The organism is Paraglaciecola marina, from assembly GCF_004360155.1.
GTDB lineage: Bacteria > Pseudomonadota > Gammaproteobacteria > Enterobacterales > Alteromonadaceae > Paraglaciecola > Paraglaciecola marina.
In genome coordinates, this window is sequence record NZ_SAIS01000011.1 from 141881 (window position 1) to 167093 (window position 25213).

23 protein-coding genes are annotated in these 25213 nt (G+C 40.6%); 12 read left to right on the forward strand and 11 right to left on the reverse strand.

From position 1 onward, the window contains the following. Positions 1–28: 28 nt before the first annotated feature. From tssC to EOK74_RS15765, 12 genes are all read left to right on the forward strand, one after another. On the forward strand, positions 29–1921 hold the full coding sequence (tssC, locus tag EOK74_RS15710) for a type VI secretion system contractile sheath large subunit (protein WP_133470985.1): 1893 nt from the start codon (positions 29–31) through the stop codon (positions 1919–1921). Between the two features lie 26 nt (positions 1922–1947). Continuing rightward, entirely contained in the window at positions 1948–2526 is a 579-nt protein-coding gene (locus EOK74_RS15715) for a hypothetical protein (RefSeq protein ID WP_133470986.1), read from the forward strand. Positions 2527–2631: 105 nt separating this feature from the next. Then, positions 2632–3948 (forward strand): type VI secretion system baseplate subunit TssK, encoded by a 1317-nt coding sequence (gene tssK / locus EOK74_RS15720; protein ID WP_133470987.1) that lies wholly within the window; start codon positions 2632–2634, stop codon positions 3946–3948. Further along, positions 3948–4391: a GPW/gp25 family protein gene (locus tag EOK74_RS15725; RefSeq protein ID WP_133470988.1), complete on the forward strand. Its 444-nt coding sequence runs from the start codon at positions 3948–3950 to the stop codon at positions 4389–4391. Before tssK ends, EOK74_RS15725 begins: the two co-directional genes overlap by 1 nt. Further along, positions 4388–4777, forward strand: a complete 390-nt coding sequence (locus tag EOK74_RS15730; protein WP_133470989.1) for a hypothetical protein — start codon at positions 4388–4390, stop codon at positions 4775–4777. The genes EOK74_RS15725 and EOK74_RS15730 overlap by 4 nt, the downstream gene beginning before the upstream one ends. A gap of 14 nt (positions 4778–4791) precedes the next feature. Beyond that, entirely contained in the window at positions 4792–6615 is a 1824-nt protein-coding gene (locus tag EOK74_RS15735; protein WP_133470990.1) for a type VI secretion system baseplate subunit TssF, read from the forward strand. Then, positions 6605–7234: a DotU family type IV/VI secretion system protein gene (locus tag EOK74_RS15740; RefSeq protein WP_133470991.1), complete on the forward strand. Its 630-nt coding sequence runs from the start codon at positions 6605–6607 to the stop codon at positions 7232–7234. Before EOK74_RS15735 ends, EOK74_RS15740 begins: the two co-directional genes overlap by 11 nt. After that, positions 7224–8183, forward strand: coding sequence for a hypothetical protein (locus EOK74_RS15745; RefSeq protein WP_133470992.1), 960 nt, complete (start codon positions 7224–7226; stop codon positions 8181–8183). Before EOK74_RS15740 ends, EOK74_RS15745 begins: the two co-directional genes overlap by 11 nt. Further along, positions 8180–9301 (forward strand): type VI secretion system protein IglI family protein, encoded by a 1122-nt coding sequence (locus tag EOK74_RS15750; protein WP_133470993.1) that lies wholly within the window; start codon positions 8180–8182, stop codon positions 9299–9301. Before EOK74_RS15745 ends, EOK74_RS15750 begins: the two co-directional genes overlap by 4 nt. Beyond that, complete coding sequence (locus EOK74_RS15755) at positions 9291–10985, forward strand: hypothetical protein (RefSeq protein ID WP_133470994.1); 1695 nt, start codon at positions 9291–9293, stop codon at positions 10983–10985. Before EOK74_RS15750 ends, EOK74_RS15755 begins: the two co-directional genes overlap by 11 nt. A 12-nt stretch (positions 10986–10997) precedes the next feature. Next, positions 10998–11381, forward strand: a complete 384-nt coding sequence (locus EOK74_RS15760; RefSeq protein ID WP_133470995.1) for a DUF4280 domain-containing protein — start codon at positions 10998–11000, stop codon at positions 11379–11381. A 61-nt stretch (positions 11382–11442) separates the two neighbouring features. Continuing rightward, on the forward strand, positions 11443–12213 hold the full coding sequence (locus EOK74_RS15765; RefSeq protein ID WP_133470996.1) for a hypothetical protein: 771 nt from the start codon (positions 11443–11445) through the stop codon (positions 12211–12213). A gap of 104 nt (positions 12214–12317) precedes the next feature. Here the strand turns inward: EOK74_RS15765 and der are convergent, their stop codons facing one another. The 11 genes from der to hupB all read right to left on the reverse strand — a co-directional run bounded on the left by der (position 12318) and on the right by hupB (position 25006). Further along, positions 12318–13769, reverse strand: a complete 1452-nt coding sequence (gene der, locus EOK74_RS15770; protein WP_133470997.1) for a ribosome biogenesis GTPase Der — start codon at positions 13767–13769, stop codon at positions 12318–12320. A gap of 105 nt (positions 13770–13874) precedes the next feature. Next, positions 13875–15104 (reverse strand): outer membrane protein assembly factor BamB, encoded by a 1230-nt coding sequence (gene bamB / locus EOK74_RS15775; protein ID WP_133470998.1) that lies wholly within the window; start codon positions 15102–15104, stop codon positions 13875–13877. A gap of 10 nt (positions 15105–15114) precedes the next feature. Continuing rightward, positions 15115–15738: a YfgM family protein gene (locus tag EOK74_RS15780; RefSeq protein ID WP_133470999.1), complete on the reverse strand. Its 624-nt coding sequence runs from the start codon at positions 15736–15738 to the stop codon at positions 15115–15117. Positions 15739–15821: 83 nt separating this feature from the next. Continuing rightward, positions 15822–17102, reverse strand: a complete 1281-nt coding sequence (gene hisS, locus EOK74_RS15785; protein WP_133471000.1) for a histidine--tRNA ligase — start codon at positions 17100–17102, stop codon at positions 15822–15824. Between the two features lie 122 nt (positions 17103–17224). Continuing rightward, positions 17225–18343 carry a flavodoxin-dependent (E)-4-hydroxy-3-methylbut-2-enyl-diphosphate synthase gene (gene ispG, locus EOK74_RS15790; protein WP_133471001.1) on the reverse strand — a complete coding sequence of 373 codons (1119 nt, stop codon included), beginning with the start codon at positions 18341–18343 and terminating at the stop codon, positions 17225–17227. A gap of 18 nt (positions 18344–18361) precedes the next feature. After that, the gene (locus tag EOK74_RS15795) at positions 18362–19273 is read right to left on the reverse strand and encodes a RodZ domain-containing protein (RefSeq protein ID WP_133471002.1); all 912 of its coding nucleotides are present in this window, start codon (positions 19271–19273) and stop codon (positions 18362–18364) included. A 10-nt stretch (positions 19274–19283) separates the two neighbouring features. Continuing rightward, positions 19284–20423: a type IV pilus biogenesis/stability protein PilW gene (pilW, locus tag EOK74_RS15800; protein ID WP_133471003.1), complete on the reverse strand. Its 1140-nt coding sequence runs from the start codon at positions 20421–20423 to the stop codon at positions 19284–19286. A gap of 37 nt (positions 20424–20460) precedes the next feature. Beyond that, positions 20461–21606, reverse strand: a complete 1146-nt coding sequence (gene rlmN, locus EOK74_RS15805) for a dual-specificity RNA methyltransferase RlmN (protein ID WP_133471004.1) — start codon at positions 21604–21606, stop codon at positions 20461–20463. 141 nt (positions 21607–21747) lie between these two features. Further along, positions 21748–22179 carry a nucleoside-diphosphate kinase gene (gene ndk, locus EOK74_RS15810; protein ID WP_133471005.1) on the reverse strand — a complete coding sequence of 144 codons (432 nt, stop codon included), beginning with the start codon at positions 22177–22179 and terminating at the stop codon, positions 21748–21750. A 446-nt stretch (positions 22180–22625) separates the two neighbouring features. After that, the gene (locus EOK74_RS15815) at positions 22626–24503 is read right to left on the reverse strand and encodes a SurA N-terminal domain-containing protein (RefSeq protein ID WP_133471006.1); all 1878 of its coding nucleotides are present in this window, start codon (positions 24501–24503) and stop codon (positions 22626–22628) included. A 230-nt stretch (positions 24504–24733) separates the two neighbouring features. Next, a complete protein-coding gene (hupB, locus tag EOK74_RS15820; RefSeq protein WP_133471007.1) occupies positions 24734–25006 on the reverse strand; it encodes a nucleoid-associated protein HU-beta in 273 nt (90 codons plus the stop codon). Positions 25007–25213 lie beyond the last annotated feature (207 nt).

Here is a 25213-nt window from a genome sequence, read left to right on the forward strand (position 1 = left end):
ATATCAATTTTGATAGGAAATCTTACTCATGAGCGATGTAGAAGAAGCCACAAATCAATCTCCATTGGCCACCTTGGGTGATAGCCTAAACTATCAACCAGCCATTTTAGAATCACTGCTTAACAAAAAGCAGAAGTTATATAGCTTTGAAGAGCTAAAGCGAAATTTAAACAAGCTAATCATCCCCATTACTGAGGAAGAAGCTGATTTAAAAACCATTGATAAAACCATCAGTGAATTGACCAGTCAATCAAGCAACGTGCGCACTTTTATTGAAAGTGTGGATGATAGTCTAAAAACAGACGTCTTCGATGCGGTTAATAAAAACCTCGATGGTTTAGATCAAAACACCTCTGCCGCCTTAGAGTTAGTCACCGCAGCCAAGGATTCGGAAGAGGATGACAAAGCAGCCAATCTTGGTAAGGCACAAAAAGCCTTTCTAAAACTTAATAAAGATCTGCAAAACCTGAGTACTCAAAAAAGTGCCATCAACGAATCACTGCAAAGTGATAAAAACCTAGTATTAGATGAAGGAGAGCAAGCAGCAGACTACTTTTTAGGTAGTCTAGCTACGGCGTTATTCAACGATATTTTACCGACAGAAGAAGATAAAGGCACGCCTCTGGCGGCCATCAGGCAAAAAGTCCGTGATCTAACCAGTGAAATTGACGAGCGTTTGCACTTAGATATGGACGCCATCATTCACGATCCAGATTTTAAGGCAATGGAAGCTAACTGGGTTGGGTTGCATAACCTGATTGAGAGCACGGACTGGTCGGCCGATGTAAAAATCGACCTACTGGACTGTACCAAAGAGGAACTAGGCGAAGACCTCGAAAACAACGCTGTAGATTTAATCAACAGTGATTTTTTTAAAAAGGTATATGTAGCCGAGTATGATCAATTTGGTGGTCTTCCCTATGGTGCCATTGTGGGTTTATACGAATTTGAAAATACTAAAGAAGATCGCGCTTGGTTAAGCACCATGGGCAAATTAGCTAATGCCAGTCATGCACCATTTATTAGTTCGGTAGGGCCTGAGTTCTTTGGCTGCAAAAACATCGACGAATTGGCAGAGATAAAAGATCTAAGGGCGCACATGAGCCATCCCAGATATGAAAGATGGCAAGCCATGCGTGATAGCGAAGAAGCCGCCTATCTCGGTCTTACCCTTCCAAGATTTCTAATGCGCCCTCCATATGACCCTGACAATCATCCAGCAGGCAAAGGACTAGGCTACAAAGAAAAAATCGACCAAAATAAAAACGGTGACGATTTTTTATGGGGTAATGCCTCATTATTATTTGCCAAAAATATGATCCATTCCTTTGCTAAATCGGGTTGGTGTCAATATATACGAGGGCCCAAAGGTGGAGGCCGAGTGGAACATCTGCACCGGTATACTTTTGATATGAATGGCCAACAAGAGATCAAGGCGCCGATAGAAATGGTTATCCCAGATTATCGTGAGCTGGCATTTGCCGAAGAGGGTTTTATCCCTTTGATTTACCGAAAAGGCGGTTCTGATGCCTGCTTCTTTAGTAGTCAATCAATTAAGAAGCCCAAAAAATTTAAAGACCCTCGTGATTCAGAAAACTCACAGCTGGTCACTAACTTGTCTTATACCCTGTCGATTACCCGTATTGCTCACTATGTGAAATGTATTATGCGCGACAATATAGGCAGTGCCGCCGACGATGCTTACATCAACAATGTATTGCAAACCTGGTTATCAAAATATGTGACCACAGTAGTCAATCCTGATGATCTCACATTGCGCTACTACCCTTTTAAAGCAGCAAAAGTGACGACCACACCTCAAGAGGGAATGATTGGTTGGTACAACAGCGAGATCACCATTTTGCCGCATATCCAGTTTGAAGGCTTAGATGTAGAGCTAAAAATGGATGTACGAATTTAACTTTTACTTAAACAGAGGATCAACTAATGGCTTCTACTTCATTTAACTGTAGCGTCAGTCAGGGTTTTAATTTTGAAAAAGACTCACAATCAGTTATTGGGCATTTAACGTCGTTGAAAATAGGCACTAAAGAGTTTGCTAAAGACATAGAAGTAATGGACCCCACCGCGATTGCGGACGATACAAAGGTCAAAGTGGTGGGGGTAATATCCGGTATTTATTGGAACGGAGGTTACGCCGACCCTATTAGCCTGAATTGCCAAATATCAACCGTCAATAAACAGGATGCTGTGGTATTACAACACTCGGATTTAAGCGATACCACAGTAGAATACGATTATATTATTTATGACTATGATCCCGTCGCTAAGGTCTATTATCAAGCGTTTCACAATGACACAACCACACTGAAAGGTTTGGTTGAAAAAACCGGCGGACAATTAAGTCTAGGTATAGAAATGGATCAATCCATGGAAGTGGTTTCGCCTAAGAACTTCGGTCTTTACGTCGGCGTTATGCCGCAAGAAGAAGCGCAAACCGTGCATTATGGGGTGTCCAACACAGGCAAGTTTACTAAGGCATGGGGTGTGTCAGTCGCGGCCTAATAAGTGTTGGTGGCCATCAACATTGCGTGAACATCAGCCTTGCTCTTATTAGGTTTTACGGAGCAAGGCTGATTATATTTTTAATACCCTAGACATGGAACCACTATGAGTATTCATCAGCTTGCACCGGTATCTTGGCAATTAGGGCAAACATTGTTGCCCGAGCATCTGCTCGCACAAGAAACCGCATTAACCGGAGAAATACGTTTACGTTATCACGTAAACGGCTTGCCCGGTTATGGCATTAGCAAGTTAGAATGGGATGAGTACCTGCTAGCAAAAGGTAACTTAAGAATAAAAGCATTAGGGCTGTTTACTCGCAATAAAAGTACGCTGATTGATTTCCCAGGTAATGCCGACATCATTAGTCTACCTGTGGAGTTTGCCGATAGCGGCCGAGCCAAGATTTTTTACTTCGTTTTACAAATTGATCAAGAAACCAACCAACCTCAGTTGCACTTAACAGCTAAAGCTATCCCTCGACGGCTGTTTAAAATAGTCTTGAGTCAGTTGCCCAACTTACCAGAGGAGTACAACGGAACACGAGATAATCACAGCGTTATAGAGCAAGGTAAGCTTGCTGAATTTGTCCAAACCCCTTCTGGTCAATGGAAGTTGTCTGAACGTTATATCCCCCCCTTATTACAAATTGGCGCTTGTGAGTTTATGCAATCGCCATTGCAACAACTCAAGGTATTGTTAGACAAGTATTTAGCTGAGCTAAAAAACATCTATGAACAACAGTTACCCGAATTACGTCGCTTCGAGATAAAGCACTGTGCTAACCAACTGATCCAAACGCGACAATATTTAGCCAATCATTTGACTGTGGCAAAAAATAGTGGAGAAATACGTCTACATCCGTATTTTTTATATATGCAATTACAACAACTTGATGGAGAGCTGGGCACTTTTCGTGGTGAATGGTTAAATTCGGTTACACATAACTACAAACATGACGATTTACATGGCACCTTTAAACGCGTCTTTAGAAGTATCATTTCTCAATTGACATTCCATAGCCGCAACAACCAATGTGTAGAGTTAATCCTTAAAGACGGTTGCTACCAAGCCATATTACCGGCAACATTAGAGCAATATGACAGACTGTTTTTAGTCATCAACTGCGCTCAGCAACCTTCAATTAAAGATGAGCAACTGCCCTGTCTTAGCAGCTATCGTCGTATGCCCATTTTATTTAACTATTCCCTCAGTGGCGCGCCATTGAAAACCGTTAAACACAGCGCTTTAACCCATTTTTTTGGGCAAAACTCACAAGGTTTTGAATTAATGGCGGGAGAAGAGTTTACTCATATCAAACACGACCGCAGTGTTGCTTTTTTAGCACAACCAGAGTTTGAGCATTATAACTTCTACATTTTATGTCACCCCGACCCACAAAACGACTCAAGGGCTGGCTGATGTCATTGCTTAATAAATTCAAAAGCACGACGTCTAAGCTACCCAAGCAAACTCGAGATGGGGTGCATAGCGATGCGCACTTGGCCAACATTATTGCTAATTTACAAAGCATTCTGCAGGGCCGTAGAAGCCTTGAGCAGTTAAATCAGTCTGGATTACAGGATTTTTCTGAATTGCTTGTGGGTGAAGCGCTGATAAACCATCTGTGTCAGGATATTCAGCAACAAATCAGCTTACATGAAAAAAGGCTGCACTCAGTGCAAGTTAAGCTGGCAGATAGTAGCGCTAACCGCTGGCAGTTGAGCGTTTCGGCCAAGCTTGCTTGTACACCAACATCCAGCAGCCAATCCCCCCAAGGAAATAGGTCAGTTAATTTTATTCTGGACATTGCCAAGCGAACTTATCTTGAGAGCAAACAAGCCATGAATGGGGTATTCCTATGAGTGCGCTAATGTGCCGGGTTGAATTGAATAAAGCCGAAGGCATAGTGATAACCCTTGAAAACAAGGACGGCAATATTAAACATACTATGGTGTTTAATGGCGAAGATATCACCACCACCAGCGAGGGCGATAGTGGCACCAGCACTATCACACAAGCACCTGATAAAATTACTATGGATTGTAAAACCTTTGAGCTGACAGCTGAAACCATCTCTTGCAGTGCCAGTGATACCACGGATTTAAGCAGCGGAGGCGATTTTACCATTAATTCTGATGCTAACTTGAATGCCAAAGCAGCGGTGGACGTAAGTGTAGACGGCGTCAATATTGATCTTTCAGGTTCGGCTCAAATCAGCGCAACCGCGCCTCTGATTAAACTGCAATAGGCCTAGGATAGATTATGACCACTACGCCCCTTCCCCCATCAGAAGAACAGCAAACGACCTTTGATGAGGAAATGCAATTTTTAGCCAGCATTCAGTCCAGTTTTGCAAATTTACATGAGCAGGTACCGGTCGAATACGATGATCCGGACGTAAAACGCCTAACACAAGCCATGGCAGCATTTATGGCCAATGGTCGAATGGCTGGGAAGAATCAAATTGATCAGCTGCACCAACGAGTATTTCAACAGCTTCTGCCTTATATCGCATCACCTATGCCCTCGATGGGCATGTTAAAAGCCAACACTCGTTACCTGACCGAAGCTAGTCATATAAAAAGCGGGACGGCATTTTCTATCGCCACAGATGATGACGAACAGGCGCAGTATCGCAGTCTACATGCCATGCCTTTGGCCCCAATTGCGATTAAACGGGTAGGCTATAAACCCAATTCATTCAGCGCTTCACAAGTCATGAGTGAAATTATAATAGACATTAAAGCCCATACCCGAGCACCTGGGCAGTTGACCCACCTGCCCTTATACTTAAGCGTCAATCATAACTATCAGCTGTCTTTGCAATTTAAACAGATGTTGGCCAAACGTTTGCTAAGTTTTTCTGCCATTTTTGATGAGACCACACAAGTTCAAGGGCAATTTGCATTCGGCCCCTGTGCCCCTCAAGCCACATTAAACAAAAACCAGCCACCTTTAGCTGCCCAACAAATAAACGACTTACATCCCATTGAACAGATTCGGCGTTTCTTTCAATTGCCACAACAAGAAAACCACTTGAACCTTTACTTTGACGAGCCGCCACTTGTTTGGAATCAGTGCCAGTTAGTGTTTCATTTAAATGCTAGCTGGCCTAAAACACCGGCCTTATCCACGCAGTTATTTCACCTTGGCGTGATAGCAGTAGAAAATATTCTTCAAGAACAGGCAGCTCCTTTTACCTACAACGGCACCCAAAGTAGCCATGCACTGCGGCCACCTTCTACTGCGCCAGACCTGAGTATGCTCAAATGTTTGGGAGTCTATCAAGGGGCCGTGAAAGACAGGCAGATGTTACGTCCTGGCATTTTAAAAGGCGGTAATGGCAGTTATGAAATTAATTATCGGGGTACCGATAATCCACATATTGATATTCAATATACCCAAGCCTTCTCAACCCCCATAAAAGTTAATATTGAAGCCATATGGCATCAACCCGAGTTTAGTAAAAGTTTATGGAAGAAATTATCTGCTCGCACCTTACACTTAGATATTCCAGGCCTTAGTTGTACAGTCATGACAGTGCCCGTGCCTCAGATCCCAAGAAGCACTGATACACCGCACTCGTTAATGGAGTTAAGCATACTCAAAAATAAAGATGTGTTATCCCTTGAGGAAATTGTTTTCATTCTAGACAGTTTTGGCTCGGTATTTATAAGGGAGTTTCGTGCACTTAAACCCCAGATCAAAAATATCACCATTCAAAACGGTCACCAGTATTATTTAGAACTCGAAGATCTCCCTAAACCATTAATCCCTTTATTTGAGGTGTTTTGCCACAAGCTACAGAGCCTATTAAGGCTATGGTTACCTGTACCAGATATCAGTGTCAGCATTCACCAAACCGAGCATGTCGCGCCCTCTGCTGACTTTTCAACCTTTGCAGAGCACGATTTTATCCCCGAAAATATAGAAATAACTGCTCACCCTAAGCCAGCAGCAATACCTGAAGACAATGAAGAAAACCTGATCCCCGTTCCACCAGAAAGTTTTGTATTCTTTGAAACGACGTTAGAGCCAACCCCCGACACACCTTCTACAAAAGGAGGCAGTCAGCATGAACCATAAAGCTTGGGATGACCTTTATCTATGCCTGATACAACAACAAGAGGTATTTGAAAAAATCGAGCTAGAAACCCTCAACCTAGACAATTTAACAGAACAAGCAAATGACTTTTCGCCATTCATAACTGAGCTTGAAACTATCTTTAGCGCCTGTCAAACAGCGATAAGCCAGCACTTAGACGAAGCGGAATTAACCTATGTTGTTGAAGCGCTGATCTTTCAATGTGATGAAACAATACTTACACAAAAACTCGTTACCAAAACATGCGAAAGTCAACACGCCGAAACGTTAAACCATTTACCTTTCCTACCTTGTTCGAAATGGGTAACGCTGCAAAAACACCTGTTAGACTGCCGCACTGGTGGTGAGCGTTTTTTTGAAAACTTAGAGCAAATACTGGCCACTGAAAACAAGTACCCTTTTGCCTTAGAAGTTTACTACTTTTGCCTGAAACAAGGCTTTGTTGGCCGTTATAACCAACAATCTGAACCTATAACTGAGTATATGCGTCACTGTACTAAGGCGATCTCTCAAAGTACTGAGGTACTCAAACATCCACATATTCACCTAAAACAACACGAAAGAAATGAGCCTCTTCTTAGGGGGCAACATGGACGCTAAACCTGTAGCCTATGAAACGGACTCTGAACTGGCCATAGATATTGCCTCTAAATTAGGTGAGTTTGATATCATTTCTCTGCAGCGCTTACTCAAATACCATGGTTATGACGAACAACAGATTTGGTTCTCAAGCCACAACAGTATTGCCTCTCAAAATAGGATCATTGAAGCCGTTACATTTGAAAACGACCAAGCATTTGTGCAATTAAATATCGGCTTGCTGGCTTCAACTGGCATATTGCCAGGCTATATTCGCCAGTTTATGGACCGGCCTGACACCGATGAAATAAGCCTTCAGCATTTTTTTAAGCTGTTTGACCATATCCTGATCCTCAACTATTTAGGGCAACTTTATCCAGAGATAAACCGCTGCTTTTTTGATGATTGGCAACACACCAAACATTGTTATACCGAACTGCAAAATATGCGAAGCGAATGCAGCCTACATTGGCTGTTAAGCACAGCATTTCCAGAGTTTTCAGTGACAACCACACCTTACACCAAGGCAACTCACAGTCATCAGGCCGAGTTAACATTAGGCTCAATGCTTCTTGGTGCAATAGATAAATCAACATCAACCAGCTTTGAGCCAGGATTCAAAATTTACCTACACCTAAGGCCAGAATGGACGCCACCTTCTACAGATTGGGGAAACAAGGTAAAAACTCGGCTGAACGAATGGGTTTCGCCTTGGTTAACATCATTCACCTTATATTTGGAAATCTACCTTTGTATTAGTCGCACCAATCTTCACCTCAGGCTATTTGGGCAAAGTGCTCTAGGATACGATCCATTTTTATCCTCCCAAGGCCAAGGTACCTCTACACTAGGGCTAAATAACGAAGAGCCAACACATTGCACCTTAGTTCATCATGAACTAAAACTGGCTACGATATCAGAAGTGCAGCCAACCAATATTTGGAACGAATATTGGAGGTTAAGTGTATGACTAGCTCAATCCTCGAAACCTTGCAGGCTTTGCCCGCTACTCTTGACTATATACCTGCTGATCGCGAAAGCGTCACAGAAAAGATCAGTGATGAAATCAATGACTGTTTCGAAAATATGGCCTCTAATTGGCAAAACGGACATTACAAAACCATCCTTGATGATGCTAATGGTTTGCCCCTTTATTGTTTGTGTAACATTCGTATATGCGTCTATTTTCTATACAGCTTATGGGCCATCACACCTAGCATTACCACCGCCACAATAATCAACACCTTAAGCAAAGTCCTCACTCATCCGCAAAAACCATGGCGAGCAGCATTAGAGCACAAAAGTGCTCCGGCACTAGATAAAATCTTGACCACTAGTATCAACTTGTTATTCAGAAAAATGCTGACTCGATTAGACAAAAACACGGTTTTCACTTCCACTAAACAAGAAGATCCCAAGCAAGCACTAGAAGCCATTTCCGTCTTGAGTCTGCAGCTTGAAGCTCTACAGTCGACTGCCAATGAAGGACTACATAGTTTGTTAGGCTCCGCCACTAAATACTTTTTGCATATGCAGCAAGAACAACAACAGCAAGAAAACAGGCAACAGGCACCGCGAGCTGTCACAGTTAAAACCAACAACATCAGTGCTGAACCAAAAAGCGCAGAGTCAACTAATGCTTTACAGAAAGTTGACATCGAATATCCTTTTACGCCAAACCAAACGGCTCCTTCCTACCCCTTACAGCAGTTATTTAGCCATATTCAACTATTGCATAGTTTGGTCGAACAACGGCAACATTTAAAAGCAGCCGTGGTACTCGACGATATTCAACGTGAACTAGATGATTTTAATCCGTTGCACTACTTTCCTGAACACTTTGCTTCTTTTACCAAACTTAGAGCCAAACATGCCATTCAGCTAGAGCCTTTATTCAGTCAACAGGATTCTTATCAATGGAAGGTATTACATGAGCATTATAAAACGGATATGCAGGGTTTTCTTGATGCTGGGCAAGAGACAAACAATGTACACCATGCTTCATCATCTGTGGGTACCTCTCCTTATGACTCGAGCTTAGATTCATATACCAGCTCAGAACATACTGAGGGGCTTTATGATGAATAATCTATTCACTGAAGGACCCAAAAATCTCAGTTACCCAAACACAGATCCCGTTGCAGAAAGTTTGGCCTTGAGCTTAACCCTATCAATAGAAGGGAACGATCATGTTATTCCCGGTGCCAATGTCAAACACTGTGAACTCAATGCCTTTAGTTATGGCTTTGCCTGTAACCTAGGTTTTTTTCTACCCAATGATCAACGTGACGATACCTTGCTTGAAGAGTTTGTTGGTGACAGTTTAATAGATGTGACATTAAGCATTGCAGCTGTGCACAATTTGCCCGATCCAGCCCCTCAAGCTTTGACAGTTAAGGGGATAGTCACGAAGCGCTCTTTACACGAGCAAAATTACCCACAGGTATCTGGCGCGCCTGTGCTCTATCGTTATTACCATATTCAGTTTTTTGATCCTGCGCAGGTGTTATGGCGCCAACATTATCCTTGTGAACTCTATGTGGACGATTCGATGGCATCTGTCATTGATGCCCAAGTTGTCTCACCCATAACTTTGACAATAGATTTCGAACCTGCCGATCAAATACAGCCGATGATTTGTTTAGCACTGGGTAATTCAGAGCATATCCACCCTGGCGAAACAGGGGCAACTAATGAAGCGAGTTTTTATGATTTCTTGATGGATTACACCCAACGGAATAATGGTTACTTTACCTATGACTACCAACAACACACTTATAGCCTAAGTGCTGACGCCCCGGAATTACAAAGCACCACAGCTTTTTACCCTCACGAAGTCGCCCAAGTGACCAGCTATTGGCCGCCCATTAAGCGTGCGAGTATTAACGTGCTAAACGGCACCGCAGACAACAGTCAACAAACCGCTTTAGACAATGCCTCTGGGGTTGAAGGGATCAAACAGGATCTTGTGTTAAGGCAAGCCATAGACGACCAATATACTCAGCGCAAAGATTTAAAAAGTAACCAGTTAAGCCAAAGCGGCCAACAGCTTGAAATCACCTTTAGCCAATGGCCCATGCAAGATTTTTGGCCAGAATGTGAATTCACAACGAATAGCCAAGCCGACGGCACAAGCTTTTTGCATGCAGACACTAGTTATCACTGTCATGCCTTTTTCATCAAGTTTAACGCCATTGATGATCAACCAGAAAAAGATGTCGACCTTGCATTTACCCAATACTATTTATCTTATCGAGTACAAGCGCATTTAGCTGACGCCCCCTTTCCTGTATTGCCTAAGTATCAAGCCCCTCATTATCCCCTCTACGTAGAGGGGCTGATAGTGAGTGAGCAAGGGGAAGAAGATGAAAAAACCTTTGATGTACCCAGCAATGAAGACACCGGGCAATTTGAATATAAAGTCAATATTCCCCTTTGGGACCTGACCATTAAGGTCCTGCTAGAGCCTGACTTTCTAAATACTCATTTCTATTTTCCGTTTTATCGCAACACCAAACTTTTGCTAGGTTTAGATTTATACCGAGCGCATATTATCAAGGTCCTTAATTGGGGAGAAGGTGTACAATTACCTATGAGCACCCAAGGAAATCACATCTTGTTTGGCAAAACCACCGAAGACCAAACATCCCTCAGCCATGTGTATGAAGACGGTTACCCAGTGCTGGCAATCAAACGTAATAAGGAAAACGACACCGAACTTGTGCGCTTAGAAGAAGGCAGCATTATCTTACAAACCTGCGAAGAGGATTAACGGAGATTTATTATGCCTAAATGTGTATGTAGTGGTGCAATGTTGCAATGTACCTTTGGTGCTGCACCGTCAACCTTAAACGTATTACCCACTAACAAAGTGATGGAAGGTACACCCGGCGCCAATATTATGGACTTTATTCCAATCACCAATATTACCCCATTTGGTATGTGTAATGCCCCCACCAATCCAGCAGTCATCGCTACCACTACAGCGGCACTTGGCGTGCCCACTCCGGCTCCTTGTTTACCAGCCACGACCTCACCATGGATAGCTGGCAATCCGACCGTGTTATTAGCCAATTTCCCAATATTAACCGATAACAGCCAATTATTATGCACCTGGTTGGGTGCTATCAGTATCAAACAGCCAGGACAAACAGTTGTCGAGGCATAACACAGAAATCAATCTAACATGCACTCAAATTATTTTAATAGTTTTTTACAGAGCACATCTTATGAATAACTTTAAATACTTTTTTTTATTTATCTCATTGGTACTTTTAACAGCTTTAATCTTGGTAGTTATCGATTCGACTATCCAATATAACCACTGGATTCTTATTACTCTAACCACCTTATCTGTAACAGTTATCGCTTTCTTTATTTATCTTCAATGGATATCTACTTATTCAGCGAGAGTAATACTAATTGGAGATCATTATAGTTATTGTGAAGACTTGATTAAGCGATGTGACAATAGCCTAGAAGGTGAACACTTACGTACTCAAATTTTACCAGCTTCTTTACTTGAAACAGACTCTCCTAGAGCACGTTACCAGTTGAAAACGCTTAAAGGTTCATTTTTCTTCCCTCCTCGCTTGGTTATTGCAATAAATTTCGAGCAATTTTTTAAAGCTAACGATGCTGAGAAATTAATCTTAGTCACTAACCTAAACCGAGTTTTAGGGCTATTGAAACATAATAAGCGGAAACAACAGATAGACTTAGTATTTACTCAGATGCAGGAGCTAAGTGGTTATAATGAGTTCTCTAACCAATTGAACAAATCTGTACCTTATTCAACTAGCTTGCCGATAATTCAACAGCTAAAGCAAAACGTGAATACCACACAAGCACTCCTAGACTTCACACCATCAAACTTTATTTTATTTTTAAAATTTAGACATAATTTATCGTCATTATCAACCACCATAGATGGCCTAATATCTGATTTGCTACTCGTATCTCAAAAGCCAAAGTCGCTTGTCTATTTCTTCTCACTATGAAGCTAAGCTTAGTATGAAATAAATTAACAGGTATAGGATTGCCTAGATAGAAGCTTCAAGTACTATCGCTATAAAGCAATTGGCTATCAAATGCTTAAAGCAGGCTATTTAGATTTTTTATGCATCCGCATTAATTGGCGACGTTTACGTCTTTGAGAATCGTTTAATTGACTATGGTCAGACTCATAAGGGTTAACTGAATCTCGAAACTCAATTTTTATAGGCGTGCCCATTACTTTTAATGACTTTCTAAAGTAGTTCATCAAGTAACGCTTATATGAATCCGGCAAATCTTTAAGCTGGTTTCCATGGATAACCACAATAGGCGGGTTATAACCACCAGCATGGGCGTATTTCAACTTAACACGACGGCCGCGCACCATTGGCGGTTGATGATCATCTTGAGCCATATCCATAATTCGTGTCAGCATAGCCGTATTAATACGTTTTGTCGCTGATGCATAAGCTTCTTGAACCGATTCAAATAAATGCCCTACCCCAGTGCCATGTAAAGCAGAGATAAAGTGTAATCGGGCAAAATCGATAAAACCTAAACGCCTATCTAACTCTCGTTTTATTTCGTCTTTAATGTCTTTATCTAAGCCATCCCATTTATTTACTGCAACAACTAATGACCGCCCTGCATTTAAGATAAAGCCTAATAAACTCAAATCTTGATCAGTAATACCTTCTTGGGCATCAACCACAAACAAGACAACATTGGCTTCTTCGATGGCTTGTAATGTTTTTACAATAGAAAACTTTTCTACAGCTTCAGATATATTGCGCCTTTTTCTTACACCTGCCGTATCGATGAGTATGTATTCGCGCTCATCTCTTTCCATTGGAATAAAAACACTATCTCGGGTAGTACCAGGTTCGTCATAAACAACCACGCGCTCCTCACCTAAAATACGGTTTGTAAGAGTCGACTTGCCCACATTGGGTTTACCAACTATGGCTAGCTTGATAGGTAATGCTTGCAGCTTTTCTAACTGCATAGCTGCATCTTCTTCAGTTAGCTCTTCTTCAACCTCTTCTGGGATATGCATATCTGGAAAACGATCAGAAATGGGAACTAAAGTATGTTGCAACAATTGAGTCACGCCTCGTCCATGGGCTGCGGCAATTTGATTAACAGAACCTAACCCCAAAGCAAAGAAATCAGCACTTTCACTATCACCATCAATGCCATCAACTTTATTCGCCACAACATAAACTGGCTTATCTTGTTTTCTTAAATGCTCTGCGATACCTTGATCCGCGCCTGTCATGCCTGTGCGAGCATCAACTAAAAACAAGACAATATCTGCTTCAATAATGGCCAAAAGCGACTGTTCCGCCATAGCCATATCAATGCCCTGTTCATCACCGCTTATTCCACCAGTATCCACCACAATAAACTGCAAACCTTCGTATTTCACTTGGCCATATTTTCTGTCTCTAGTTAGCCCAGGGAAATCTGCAACCAAAGCATCTCGAGTCCGAGTAAGGCGATTAAACAAGGTTGATTTTCCAACATTAGGACGGCCAACAAGAGCAACAACGGGTAACATAAATTTTTTCCTATAGACAAAAACGGCTTAGAGAACATTAATGTTTCCAAGCCGCATTAAAACTAACTAAGTTTTTAATCGGAATCGCTCCGATAAATTTAACTCTTAAGGGGTTTGCACTGCCACTAACTTACCATCACGAGTTTGTGTATAAAGTATACCATCAGCTTCAACGGGAGCATGAAAAATACTTTCATCATCGTCGTCGTCACCAACTTCAAGACGCGCAACTAGGCGACCATCTTCCTTACTAAACCAATGTAAATAGCCGTATTCATCACCCGAAACTAGATAATCCCCAATAGGAGTAGCTCCTGTTAGTAGGCGTTTTTTAAGCGCACTTTGGCTCCACATTTCAACTCCGTTACGACTATCCAATGCATACAAGGTACTGTTAGCATCCACTAAGTATAATCTTGAACTATCAATGGTCAGACGACGATAAGAATTATACTCTCGCTTCCAAATGACACGACCAGTACGCAATTCAACTGCAGCAAGTGAACCATCATATGAAATCACATAAATGATCCCACCTGAAACTAAGGGTTGACTGTCAATATCAACAATACGCTCTAGCTCTGTTACACCGGTTGCGGCAGAAACAACTTGCTCCCAAGCTGTTTGACCTGACTCTAAAATATTTACCACAAGCTTACCGGTTGCGGTACCTATTATTGCTCCACCATTAACTGCAGCGGGTGAAGATACGCCTCTAAGAGACAATGGGGGAACGTCAGACTCAAAAGCCCATACTTCTTCACCAGTCCCAGCATCTAAAGCAAATACAAAACCTGAGCCGGTATTCACTACCACTACGCCACCTTCTACGGCTGGTGAAGCTAAGACTTCTCCTTTCACAACTGACTTCCATTTTTGCTCACCGGTATTGGCATCCAACGCTATAACTTCGCCATTTTCAGTGCCAAAAAATACAGTTTCATAAGCAACACTCAGTCCACCAGCAATTTTTGCTGGTGTGCCATCATCCCACAAGTTTGTGATAAAGCTGGTCCAGCTGTTATCTTCAAAAATAGCAAAATTTGTGGACCAAACCTCTTTTCCGGTATCTTTCTCAAAAGCTGACACTAAGCCTTGTCGGTTAGCAGCAAACACCTTTTCGTAGGCTACGGCTGGGTGCAATTTTGAATAAAACCCATCAATACCATTACCTAAATCTCTAGACCATACGACTGTTGGAGTAAATTTCTGCTCAATAGGTTTTAACCGTCTTATTTCTAATTCTTCATCATCATAAAACCAATTTGCTATAGTTGTACAACCGCTTAGCAAGACCACATTAGCTAGCAAAATGCTGAGAATAAAATGCTTCACTCCTGCCACCTTACCCATTTGCTGCTACGGCTAAATTATCCAGCTTCATTTTTAATACTTGATCCCGCTGACCATTTTCTAATGCTGAACTATAGGCAGCTCGCGCTTTATCAAATAATTGTTGTGCTAAATAGGCGTCACCTTTTATCTCTAAAGATTGACTTTTAAACGCGTCTGCTGTGACTTTGTCTGCACTGCTAATTGCTAAATCAAACTCACCTTGTGCAAGCTGTATCCTCGCCAAACGAAGTCGAGCCACAAATTGAACTGTAGATAACTCAGCATTATTAGCAACAAACTCAAGTTGTTTTGCAGCTTCTGTAAAGTCCTCTCTTTCAGCTGCCTTTTGTGCAACTTCCAAAGCCATTAAAGTTGCATACCCAGTACCTGCATGCTCATCAAGGTAAACTTTGGCTTCTGTAAATCCTTTTTCATCTTGAGCAAGTTTTACTGTTGCAGTTTCATATGCCGTCGAGGCTTGTTCTTTAGTCGCTATTTGTGAGTCATTGTAATAGCGCCAGCCATAGAGGCCACCTAATCCAAGAACAGCACCAATAATTAAGGCACTACCATTTTCTTTCCAAAAGCGTTTAATGGCTTCAACTTGTTGTTCTTCTGTTTCGTATTGTTCCATCACCCATTCCTCTTACTACATGGTCATCTTAAGAAGATAACACTATTATTAAATCGATAATTTTGTAAAACTAACTTTTACAATTAGTACGTAAAAATCTTTTTCATAAAACCAGCCAACTCATCACTTTTTACTAACTGTTGAGGTTGCTGTTCTCGTAAATATTTAATCGCGACTTGCTGTGTTTCTTTTTCAGTTTCACCAATAACCAATGCCAACGTCGCACCACTGTTATCAGCTCGCTTCATTTGTTTCTTAAAGTTACCACCACCATTGTGGTTCATTACTTTCAGCTGCGGTATGGCATCTCGCAATGCTTCACCTACTTGTCTGGCATATAACTCAACAGACTCCTCCATTGCTGTAATATATACATCAACAGAAGGCGCTATATTTTTATCTAACTCTAATGTTTGCAACATCAAAATCAAACGCTCTAAGCCCATAGCAAATCCGACACCTTGTGTCGATTTACCACCTAACTGCTCAACTAAACCGTCGTAACGGCCACCGGCGCATACAGTGCCTTGTGAACCTAAGGTGTCTGTCACCCATTCAAAAACAGTACGGTTGTAGTAGTCTAATCCTCGAACCAGAGCTGGATTAACTCGATATTGGATACCAAAGCTGTCTAATCGTTCACATAAACCTTTAAAATGTTTTTCAGACTCTTCATCAAGGCAATCTATTAATTTAGGTGCATCTTTTACTGCATCCTGTACCTGTGGATTTTTACTATCTAAAACCCTTAATGGATTAGTCTCTAAACGGCGTAAGCTATCTTCATCTAACAACTCTTTTCGCTCGTTCAAATACGACACAAGCTTTACTTTATATGCCGCTCTGGCTTCTGCAGATCCTAAAGAATTAATTTCTAAGGTTACATGTTGGCTGATACCAAATTTTTTCCATAATCTTGCACTTAGTAGAATGACTTCTGCGTCGATGTCAGGTCCCGCCAACCCAAACACTTCAACGCCAAACTGGTGAAATTGTCTATAGCGCCCTTTTTGAGGGCGTTCATGACGAAACATTTGACCTAAATACCAAAGACGCTGTTGTTGATTATACAAGAGGCCATGTTCATTACCGGCTCTAACTACGCTAGCAGTCCCTTCAGGACGCAATGTAAGGCTATCTAAATTACGATCAGAAAAAGTGTACATTTCCTTTTCTACTATATCGGTCACTTCACCAATAGATCGTTTAAACAAATCAGTACTTTCTACAATAGGTGTGCGAATTTCGTTATAGCCATAACTCGCTACAACTTGGCGGATAGTAGATTCTACAAATTGCCAGAGCCCAGAATCGGTGGGTAAGCAATCGTTCATTCCTCGAATAGCCTGTATTTGTTTTGACACTGAAATGTATTCTCTCAAGCAGTAATTAAAAAAAGCCCCGCATTATAGGGACTTTAATCAGAAACGTAAAATTTTGATGCAGAAAAATAGTCTAAATATAGTGACTTTCACTGAATTAAAGACTAACTAAGCTGTTTAACTGCTATTTGGCTCTTCTCTTCAATACGGCTAGCTTTAGCACGAATTCGTCTTTCAAGTTGATCGACTAAATCACTATTATTTAAACGTTCTTTTTGACGTTTCCCATCCAAGTAGAAACCACTCATATTCCGAGCTCCTGTTAAACCTAGATCAGACACTTCAGCTTCCCCTGGGCCGTTAACAACACAGCCAATTATTGAGACATCCATAGGCGTTAATAAGTCTTCGAGGCGCTCTTCAAGGGCGTTCACTGTATTTATTACGTCAAACTCCTGTCTAGAACAGCTCGGACAAGCAATAAAATTAATTCCACGAGAACGTATCCTCAAAGACTTTAAAATATCAAAACCCACTTTTATTTCTTCTACTGGATCTGCCGCTAAAGAAATTCGAATGGTGTCCCCTATCCCTTCTGCTAACAACATTCCCAAGCCAACAGAACTTTTTACCGCTCCAGCTCTAATACCTCCAGCCTCGGTTATCCCTAAATGTAAAGGTTGCTCTATTTGCTTAGCCAACTCTCGATATGCGCCCACCGCTAAAAATACGTCTGAGGCTTTAACACTCACTTTAAATTGATCAAAATTTAATTTATCTAGTATATCTACATGGCGCATTGCTGATTCAACTAACGCAGCTGGTGTTGGCTCACCATATTTTTCTTGTAGTTCTTTTTCTAACGACCCTCCATTCACTCCAATACGAATAGGAATATTTTTATCTTTTGCACAATCAACCACAGATCTAACTCGGTCCATGCTGCCAATATTTCCGGGGTTGATTCTAAGGCAGTCAACTCCATACTCTGCAACCTTTAACGCGATACGATAATCAAAGTGTATATCGGCAATTAGTGGTACTGAAACTTGTTGCTTAATTAGCTTAAATGCTTCGGCTGCATCCATAGTGGGTACAGAAACACGCACGATCTCACCGCCAACAGCTTGGATTCTATTGATTTGGGCAACTGTCTTTTCAACATCTGTGGTTAAAGTGTTTGTCATAGACTGCACGGCTATAGGTGCACCATCACCGATAGGAACCTTGCCTACGTTGATACGTTTTGATTTACGACGTTTTATAGGAGATTCTGCAAACATAATAGTAACTAAGCTCGGTTATTCTGAAAGGGGTAAATTAAACTTGGCAATGTTTCCTGGAGTCAAGAAAGACAAATCAACGGCCTCTCCAGCATAGCTAATCTTTACAGCCTCTGACGCCCCCAAGGTAACGGTGAAAGGTGGAATACCAGAAACAGGCATTACTCGCCCTTTAACTTTGACACCATAAGCAATATTCTCACCCGTTGCGTCAGAAAGGTTCATCCAACAATCTCCAGAAAACTCAAATATCAATTCAACCGGTGCCACTGCTTCATCTTTAGAAACATCTATATTTTCAGTAGAGCTTTCTAACTTTTCGATGACATTTACAGTCGTTTCTTCTATAGCTTCTTGAGGGACAGTTAACTGGTTATCGTTTAAAACAGAGTCAGAAATGTTTTCTAGGTTTGAGTCTAATTCGTTTTCAACGCTTAGGGTTCTTTCAGTTTTGAGAGCATCTGGGTCTTGTTGCTCTGCTTGACTGATTGAAGGTTGTATAGGTAATGTTAAAGGTTCAGAAGTGTCTTTATCTTGCTGAAACCACCATATAACCACTAAAGCAATCACTACCAATATGACTAAATATGTAAGTAACATTAACTTGTCATCATTTGCTTGATTTGCAACTCGCCTTGAAAAGCTCTTTACCTTAGCAGGCTCTTTATTCTGGGTATTTACATTATCAAACGCTGCTAAAACCTCAACTTCTGAAACTTGAACTTGCTTGGCGTAAAGTTTGATATACCCCCGTAAAAAGGTAAGCGAAATATCTAGCTCATAATTATCGCCTTCGATATCCTCTATCAGACTTTTTTTCAAGCAGACTTTGTCTGCAATATCCTGTATGGATAAGTTTGCTCGTTCACGGGCTTCTTTTAATAATTGACCAGGGCCTTTAACCACCTGCTCTTCTTGTTCTTCACTCATATTTATATTTTTACTCAACGGTGACCGGCTTAACTAAAGAGAGTCGCATACCATTATAAATTTCAGATTCATCTGCTAAATTGTTCCATTCTACCAGCGTTTGCATTTTGATGTTGTATTGCAGAGATATCCTGTAGAGATTTTCACCGCGCTTGACTACGTGGTATGTAAGTTTGGAGGCCTCTTTAACATCACTTTCAACCTTAGCGGGAATAACTGTACTTGAAGCTTTGGGTAAGGTGTCTTGAGGCTCATTTATTACTTTATTATGCAATTCATTATTTTGCTGGTCATTTGAAACATAAGAAGTAATGGTTTGCTTTATAGGGACAACTTTATTTTTATTGAGAAGAGCCGTATCTGATGACTGTATCTTTCTTTCAACCGCATCTCTTTTACTTTTTAGAAACTCTAATGTTAAAGGGTTACTAGGATACAATTGAATCAGCATATCTGAATAGCCTTTCGCGACACTATAATTGCCTAAGCCATTTTCAATCGACACCGCCATAATTAGGCTTTGAGGGGTTACACGAGACACCTTTTCATAACGTTTGAAAACATCTTGTGCCTCGGCCCATTGCTGGGTATCAATAAGTGCCTGAGTAAGTAGATACAGGCTATGAGAACGGGAAGGCTGATGATTAACTGCACTTCTAAAGTATTGGACAGCTTCTTCGGGTCGACCCTGGCTTTGACTACACAAAGCTAAATTTTCGTAAGTCTGAGCACTTAGATTATAACTGCTGCTGTTCACTGCCTTTAAAAAATACTCTTTCGCTTTTTCGTATTTACCATTTTGGCATAAAAAAGCACCATATGTATTAGCAATGTCAGCATTATTTGGTTCCAGATCCATAGCATATTGATAGGCCTCTTCGGCTTGCTCTAACTCACCTACATTTTGATAATAATAAGCCATCGCATAATTTGCATCTGCTGATCTCGGTGCAAACTCTAATGCTTTATCTAAATTAAATTTAGCACTACTGAAGTTTCCGTTTTTAAGATAAGTTAACCCTAAAGAAACACGATTTTCAGCCGCCTTGTCACGATCAAAACCTTTTTGAACAGTACCAGGACCTGTCTGGGTTACGCACCCACTAAGTAAAATTAGTATTGTAAAACTAACGCTAATTACTTTAATCATATTTTTATTAGAGCCTATTTTTTATAACTAATGAATATTATTGTGCCATTTTGACTGCAATATTCTCGCCCTTTAATTGTTTTTTCAACATTCTTTTGGTGCGGTCAACAACATCCCCCACAAGCTGTCCGCAAGCGGCATCGATATCGTCACCCCTTGTTCTTCGAACCACTACAACTATGCCATATTCCATTAAAACTTTAGCAAACCTATCAATACGAGAGTTACTTGAACAGGTATAGGGTGAACCTGGATATGGATTAAAAGGTATCAAGTTAATCTTACATGGAGTGTTAGCTAGTACCTTAGCTAAATCATGTGCTTGGTCTGTACTATCATTGATACCATTAAGCATCACATATTCTACGGTAACTTTACCTTGATTCGCATTAGACTTCGCCAAATATCTCCTAACACTCGCTAAAAATACATCTATAGGGTATTTTTTGTTAATTGGCACAATTTCGTCCCTTAAAGTATTGTCCGGAGCATGTAAAGATATGGCCAATGCTACATCAATCTGTCCAGCCAACTTATCTAATGCAGGAACAACACCGGAAGTACTCAAAGTTACACGGCGTTTAGATAAACCAAACGCTAGGTCATCCATCATTAATTCCATAGCAGGAACAACATGTTTCACATTTAGAAGGGGCTCACCCATTCCCATCATAACAACATTAGTTATGGGGCGTTTAGCCGTATCATTATTTAATCCAATGGTAACGGCAACTCGCCAAACTTGACCAATTATTTCAGATACTTTTAAATTTCGATTAAAGCCTTGCTGTGCTGTTGAGCAAAAAGTACATTCTAGGGCACAACCTACTTGAGAAGAGACACACAAGGTGGCTCTGTCCCCATCAGGTATCCACACTGTTTCTACTTCTTGTCCACCTTCCAACTTCAATGCAAACTTAATAGTCCCATCTGTCGCATTTTGTTGATAGGCAATTTCAGGCGCTTTAACTTCACACTTAGTTTTTAACTTTTCGCGCAGTACCTTATTGAGGTTTGTCATTTCATCAAAGTCAGACACACCTTGCTGGTAAATCCATTTCATAACCTGCTCTGCTCTAAATGGTTTTTCTCCCATTTCTGCAAAAAATGTGCGTAAACCCGCTCGATTAAAATCAAGTAAATTTATTTTATTTGGTTGGCCAGGTGCCAGTTCGGTGCTCAAAGTAAACCTCAGTGCGTTACATGCTCGATGCCATATTAACTGATATGTCAGTTTTTTGCAGAGCAATAAATACCATTAAATTATCTAAAGGGACATAAAACAAAAAGGGAGCCTAGGCTCCCTTTATTCGAACCAACTAGCTTAGCGAGTTCTAGGGCAGATCTCTTCATCACTAAAGAAGTATGCGATTTCTCGAGCGGCTGACTCAGGAGCATCGGAACCGTGACAAGCGTTTTCATCAATAGACGCTGCATAATCTGCACGTAAAGTACCAGCTAATGCTTCGGCTGGGTTAGTAGCTCCCATTATTTCACGATTCTTTACAACAGCATTTTCACCTTCTAAAACTTGAACCATAACAGGTCCTGAAGTCATGAAGGAAACCAAGCCACCGAAGAATGGACGCTCGCTATGCTCTGCATAGAAACCTTCAGCTTGTTCTTTACTAAGATGAATCATTTTAGAAGCAACAAGCCTCAAGCCAGCAGACTCAAAACGATTGTAAATTGCACCAATAACATTTTTAGCAACGGCATCAGGTTTTATAATAGAAAAAGTACGCTCTAAGGCCATCTTCTTAAACTCCAATTAAAAAATAAGGTTCAACTGTATAAAACAGTACATTAAAAATTCGCGCGGATTATATGCAAATTGAAACTAAATAACTAGAGGCTGGCTAGAGTAAATAGCAGTTTGATAAGGAGTAAATTATGTAATGTAGCTTGAGTTGGCTATTATTCCCCCCTAGAATCTATCAAGAACTAAATATTTGGAACATACCCACTTGATTATACGATTTCTTTTTTTACTCCCCATCATTCTTTGTTTGTTTTGGTTTCTCTATTTAAAATCCAAAGGTTATACAGTAAAACAAGGTAAACAAGGCTTCATTTATATTTTAATTCTGTCTTCAGTTGTAGCTGTTTTTTATATAAGCTTGTTGTGGTTAACTCACTAAGGCAGACAATAAAAAAGAGCGTTTCCGCTCTTTTCAAAGGTGTTAATAACGCGATATATATCTATTGGTAAATTTCAATATCAGCATCTGCTTTAAGGGATTCAATAACAGCACTAAACAATAATTGTGCTTTAGTTGAAGCTAAGCGATTTATTAATGTAGCAAGTTGAGTGTCATCAGCTGCTGGGGCATCATTAACTTTAGTTACCTGGACTAAACTGATATCCCCGTTAATTAAATCAACTACTGTGGTTTGATTCTCAGCTACAGCAAATAGCGCTTGAACAATGCTTTGTGATAAAGAAGTATCACTTCTAGCCACACTTTCCTGAGATTGCCAAGTTAATTGTAATTCAGACAATTTCGAATCAACATTTTCGTTGTTAGCAAGTAAATCTTTAACTTCAACTGCCCAGTCTTTTGCAGCTTGCTGTGCGGCTTGATCAAATAAAGTCTGCTGAATTTGTTCAGTTACTTCTTCAATGGCTTGAGTTCTTTCTGGCTCATAATCAGCTACCCTAAGTATAACTATATGATTTTTTGCCACTTCTATCACTTCACTATTCACGGCATCTTCGATTAATTCAACACTAAAAGCGCTGTTCAATATACTTGGGTTTGACAGACTTTGTGGAGCCTCATTACGAGTAAATAGCTCACTTGTAACTATAGGTTTACCTGCCTGCTCTGCAACCTCATCAAGATTATCTGGTACTTCAAAAGCCACTTCAGCTAAACGTTGTTGAATTTCGTAAAACTCATCTTCTGCTTTTGTAGTCTTTACTACAGCAATAATGTCTTCTTTAACTTCATCAAAGCCTGTGACTTGCTCTGGCTTTAAATCCGTTAATTTTATTATGTGATATCCGAACGCACTTTTAATTACCGCACTTACATCGTTTATACTTTCTAGCGAATAAGCTGCTTCTTCAAAGGCAGGATCCATTATACCTTTTCCAAACCATCCTAAATCACCACCATTCTCGGCGCTAAAAGTATCATTAGAATACTCTTTGGCAAGCTCCGCAAAATCGGCACCTGTATTAATTTTTTCTAACAATTCTTCAGCTTGAGCAGCAACAACATCGTCTGCTTCTGCACTTTCTAATAATATATGGGAAACTTGACGTTCTTCTTCTGTGCGATAAGTACTTAAATTCTGTTCATAAAACTCGTTCAACTCATCATCAGTGACTTGAATGTCAGCCATTAAATCTTCTAGTTTAAGCTCAACATATGCGACACTTACTTTTTGCTCCGTATCAAACTGATCAATATTACTCTGGTAATAAGTGTCAATCTGTTCTGGCGTAACCTCCACTTGTTCTTGAAAACTTGCTTTAGGTACAGTTACAAATTTAATGTCGCGGGTTTGTTGTTGAATCGCGTAAGCGTTACTAGCTTCTTGCTTTAACGCAAACTCTGAGCCCATTAAAGAACTAGATAGTTGACGACGTACCATATCAATACGCATGTAGTCTCGAAAATTATTTGGCTGAAAACCAGCTTGACGTAATATTATTAGATATCTGTCATTATCAAATTTCCCATCAACTTGAAATTCTTGCATACCAACAATAGCTTCTTTTATTTGAGCGTCGCTCACCCTAAGACCTAGGTCAACAGCAGCTTGATCTAATAGTTTTTCACTAATTAAACGATCTAATATCCCCTTTTTAAAATTCTGCAAATACGTTGTATCACTTGCTAAAGTGGCGAATGCATCGCCAAACTGAGACTCCATTCGAGCACGCTCGTTTTCATAAGCCTGTTCCAATTCAGTGCTACTAATTTCTTCTCCATTTACAGAAGCAGCAGCAACTGAAGATGAAGAGTTTATATAACTACCTACCCCAGCAAAAATAAAACTTAAAATCACTAACGCTAAAATCCCAATGGCCCACGGGCCTTGTGATCCTTCTCTAATTCTTTCCAACATACTAAAGTCCAAACTCCAAATGAGCTATTATTGATAAGCTTTGAGACTCCTAACTTTTAGGTTAGCCTCAATCGCAAGCGAGCGGAATTATATACCAAACATTTACAATTATTAAGATTGTTATCATTGAAAAGGACAATATCTGGAAAAGTAAGGTGGGATAAAATAAAACAGCACATAAACAAAAGGCGATGATAAATCATCGCCTTTGTAAAATAACAAACTCTTGATTAGTTACAAGCGTCTTTCAATGCTTTACCAGCTTTAAATGAAGGCACTTTAGCTGCAGAGATTTGAATAGTTTCACCAGTCTGAGGATTACGACCACTGCGAGCTGCACGTTCACGTACAGAGAAAGTACCGAAACCAACTAAAGCAACTTGGTCACCTTCTTTAAGAGCTGATGTAACAGCTCCAGTTAATGCATCTAGCGCTCGGCCAGCTGCTGCTTTAGAAATGTCTGCACTTGCAGCGATGTTATCAATAAGATCTGACTTATTCACAATATGAACCCCTTCAATTGTTATTATACTTATGGCTTGCCCTATGCAATGCCGAAATGTTATATCAAGCTTGAATATTAACTTCAAGCATATTTTTACAAGTTGTTAACTTTTGTTGAATCACTTCAATCCCTTTTGTGACAAGGCCTTAAGCGAAACTGCGGTAAAGGCTACCACAACTTATTACATAGTGAAGCCCTTAAACTT

Bases quoted from the DNA above. Each gene is read 5' to 3' on its own strand.
- EOK74_RS15745 (WP_133470992.1), top strand. From the start codon at position 7,224: ATGGACGCTAAACCTGTAGCCTATGAAACGGACTCTGAACTGGCCATA.
- EOK74_RS15730 (WP_133470989.1), top strand. From the start codon at position 4,388: ATGAGTGCGCTAATGTGCCGGGTTGAATTGAATAAAGCCGAAGGCATA.
- EOK74_RS15815 (WP_133471006.1), bottom strand. From the start codon at position 24,503: ATGTTGGAAAGAATTAGAGAAGGATCACAAGGCCCGTGGGCCATTGGG.
- EOK74_RS15715 (WP_133470986.1), top strand. From the start codon at position 1,948: ATGGCTTCTACTTCATTTAACTGTAGCGTCAGTCAGGGTTTTAATTTT.
- tssC (WP_133470985.1), top strand. From the start codon at position 29: ATGAGCGATGTAGAAGAAGCCACAAATCAATCTCCATTGGCCACCTTG.
- ispG (WP_133471001.1), bottom strand. From the start codon at position 18,343: ATGTTTGCAGAATCTCCTATAAAACGTCGTAAATCAAAACGTATCAAC.
- der (WP_133470997.1), bottom strand. From the start codon at position 13,769: ATGTTACCCGTTGTTGCTCTTGTTGGCCGTCCTAATGTTGGAAAATCA.
- EOK74_RS15735 (WP_133470990.1), top strand. From the start codon at position 4,792: ATGACCACTACGCCCCTTCCCCCATCAGAAGAACAGCAAACGACCTTT.
- EOK74_RS15740 (WP_133470991.1), top strand. From the start codon at position 6,605: ATGAACCATAAAGCTTGGGATGACCTTTATCTATGCCTGATACAACAA.
- tssK (WP_133470987.1), top strand. From the start codon at position 2,632: ATGAGTATTCATCAGCTTGCACCGGTATCTTGGCAATTAGGGCAAACA.
- EOK74_RS15725 (WP_133470988.1), top strand. From the start codon at position 3,948: ATGTCATTGCTTAATAAATTCAAAAGCACGACGTCTAAGCTACCCAAG.
- pilW (WP_133471003.1), bottom strand. From the start codon at position 20,423: ATGATTAAAGTAATTAGCGTTAGTTTTACAATACTAATTTTACTTAGT.
- EOK74_RS15795 (WP_133471002.1), bottom strand. From the start codon at position 19,273: ATGAGTGAAGAACAAGAAGAGCAGGTGGTTAAAGGCCCTGGTCAATTA.
- EOK74_RS15780 (WP_133470999.1), bottom strand. From the start codon at position 15,738: ATGGAACAATACGAAACAGAAGAACAACAAGTTGAAGCCATTAAACGC.
- EOK74_RS15760 (WP_133470995.1), top strand. From the start codon at position 10,998: ATGCCTAAATGTGTATGTAGTGGTGCAATGTTGCAATGTACCTTTGGT.
- EOK74_RS15765 (WP_133470996.1), top strand. From the start codon at position 11,443: ATGAATAACTTTAAATACTTTTTTTTATTTATCTCATTGGTACTTTTA.
- ndk (WP_133471005.1), bottom strand. From the start codon at position 22,179: ATGGCCTTAGAGCGTACTTTTTCTATTATAAAACCTGATGCCGTTGCT.
- EOK74_RS15755 (WP_133470994.1), top strand. From the start codon at position 9,291: ATGATGAATAATCTATTCACTGAAGGACCCAAAAATCTCAGTTACCCA.
- EOK74_RS15750 (WP_133470993.1), top strand. From the start codon at position 8,180: ATGACTAGCTCAATCCTCGAAACCTTGCAGGCTTTGCCCGCTACTCTT.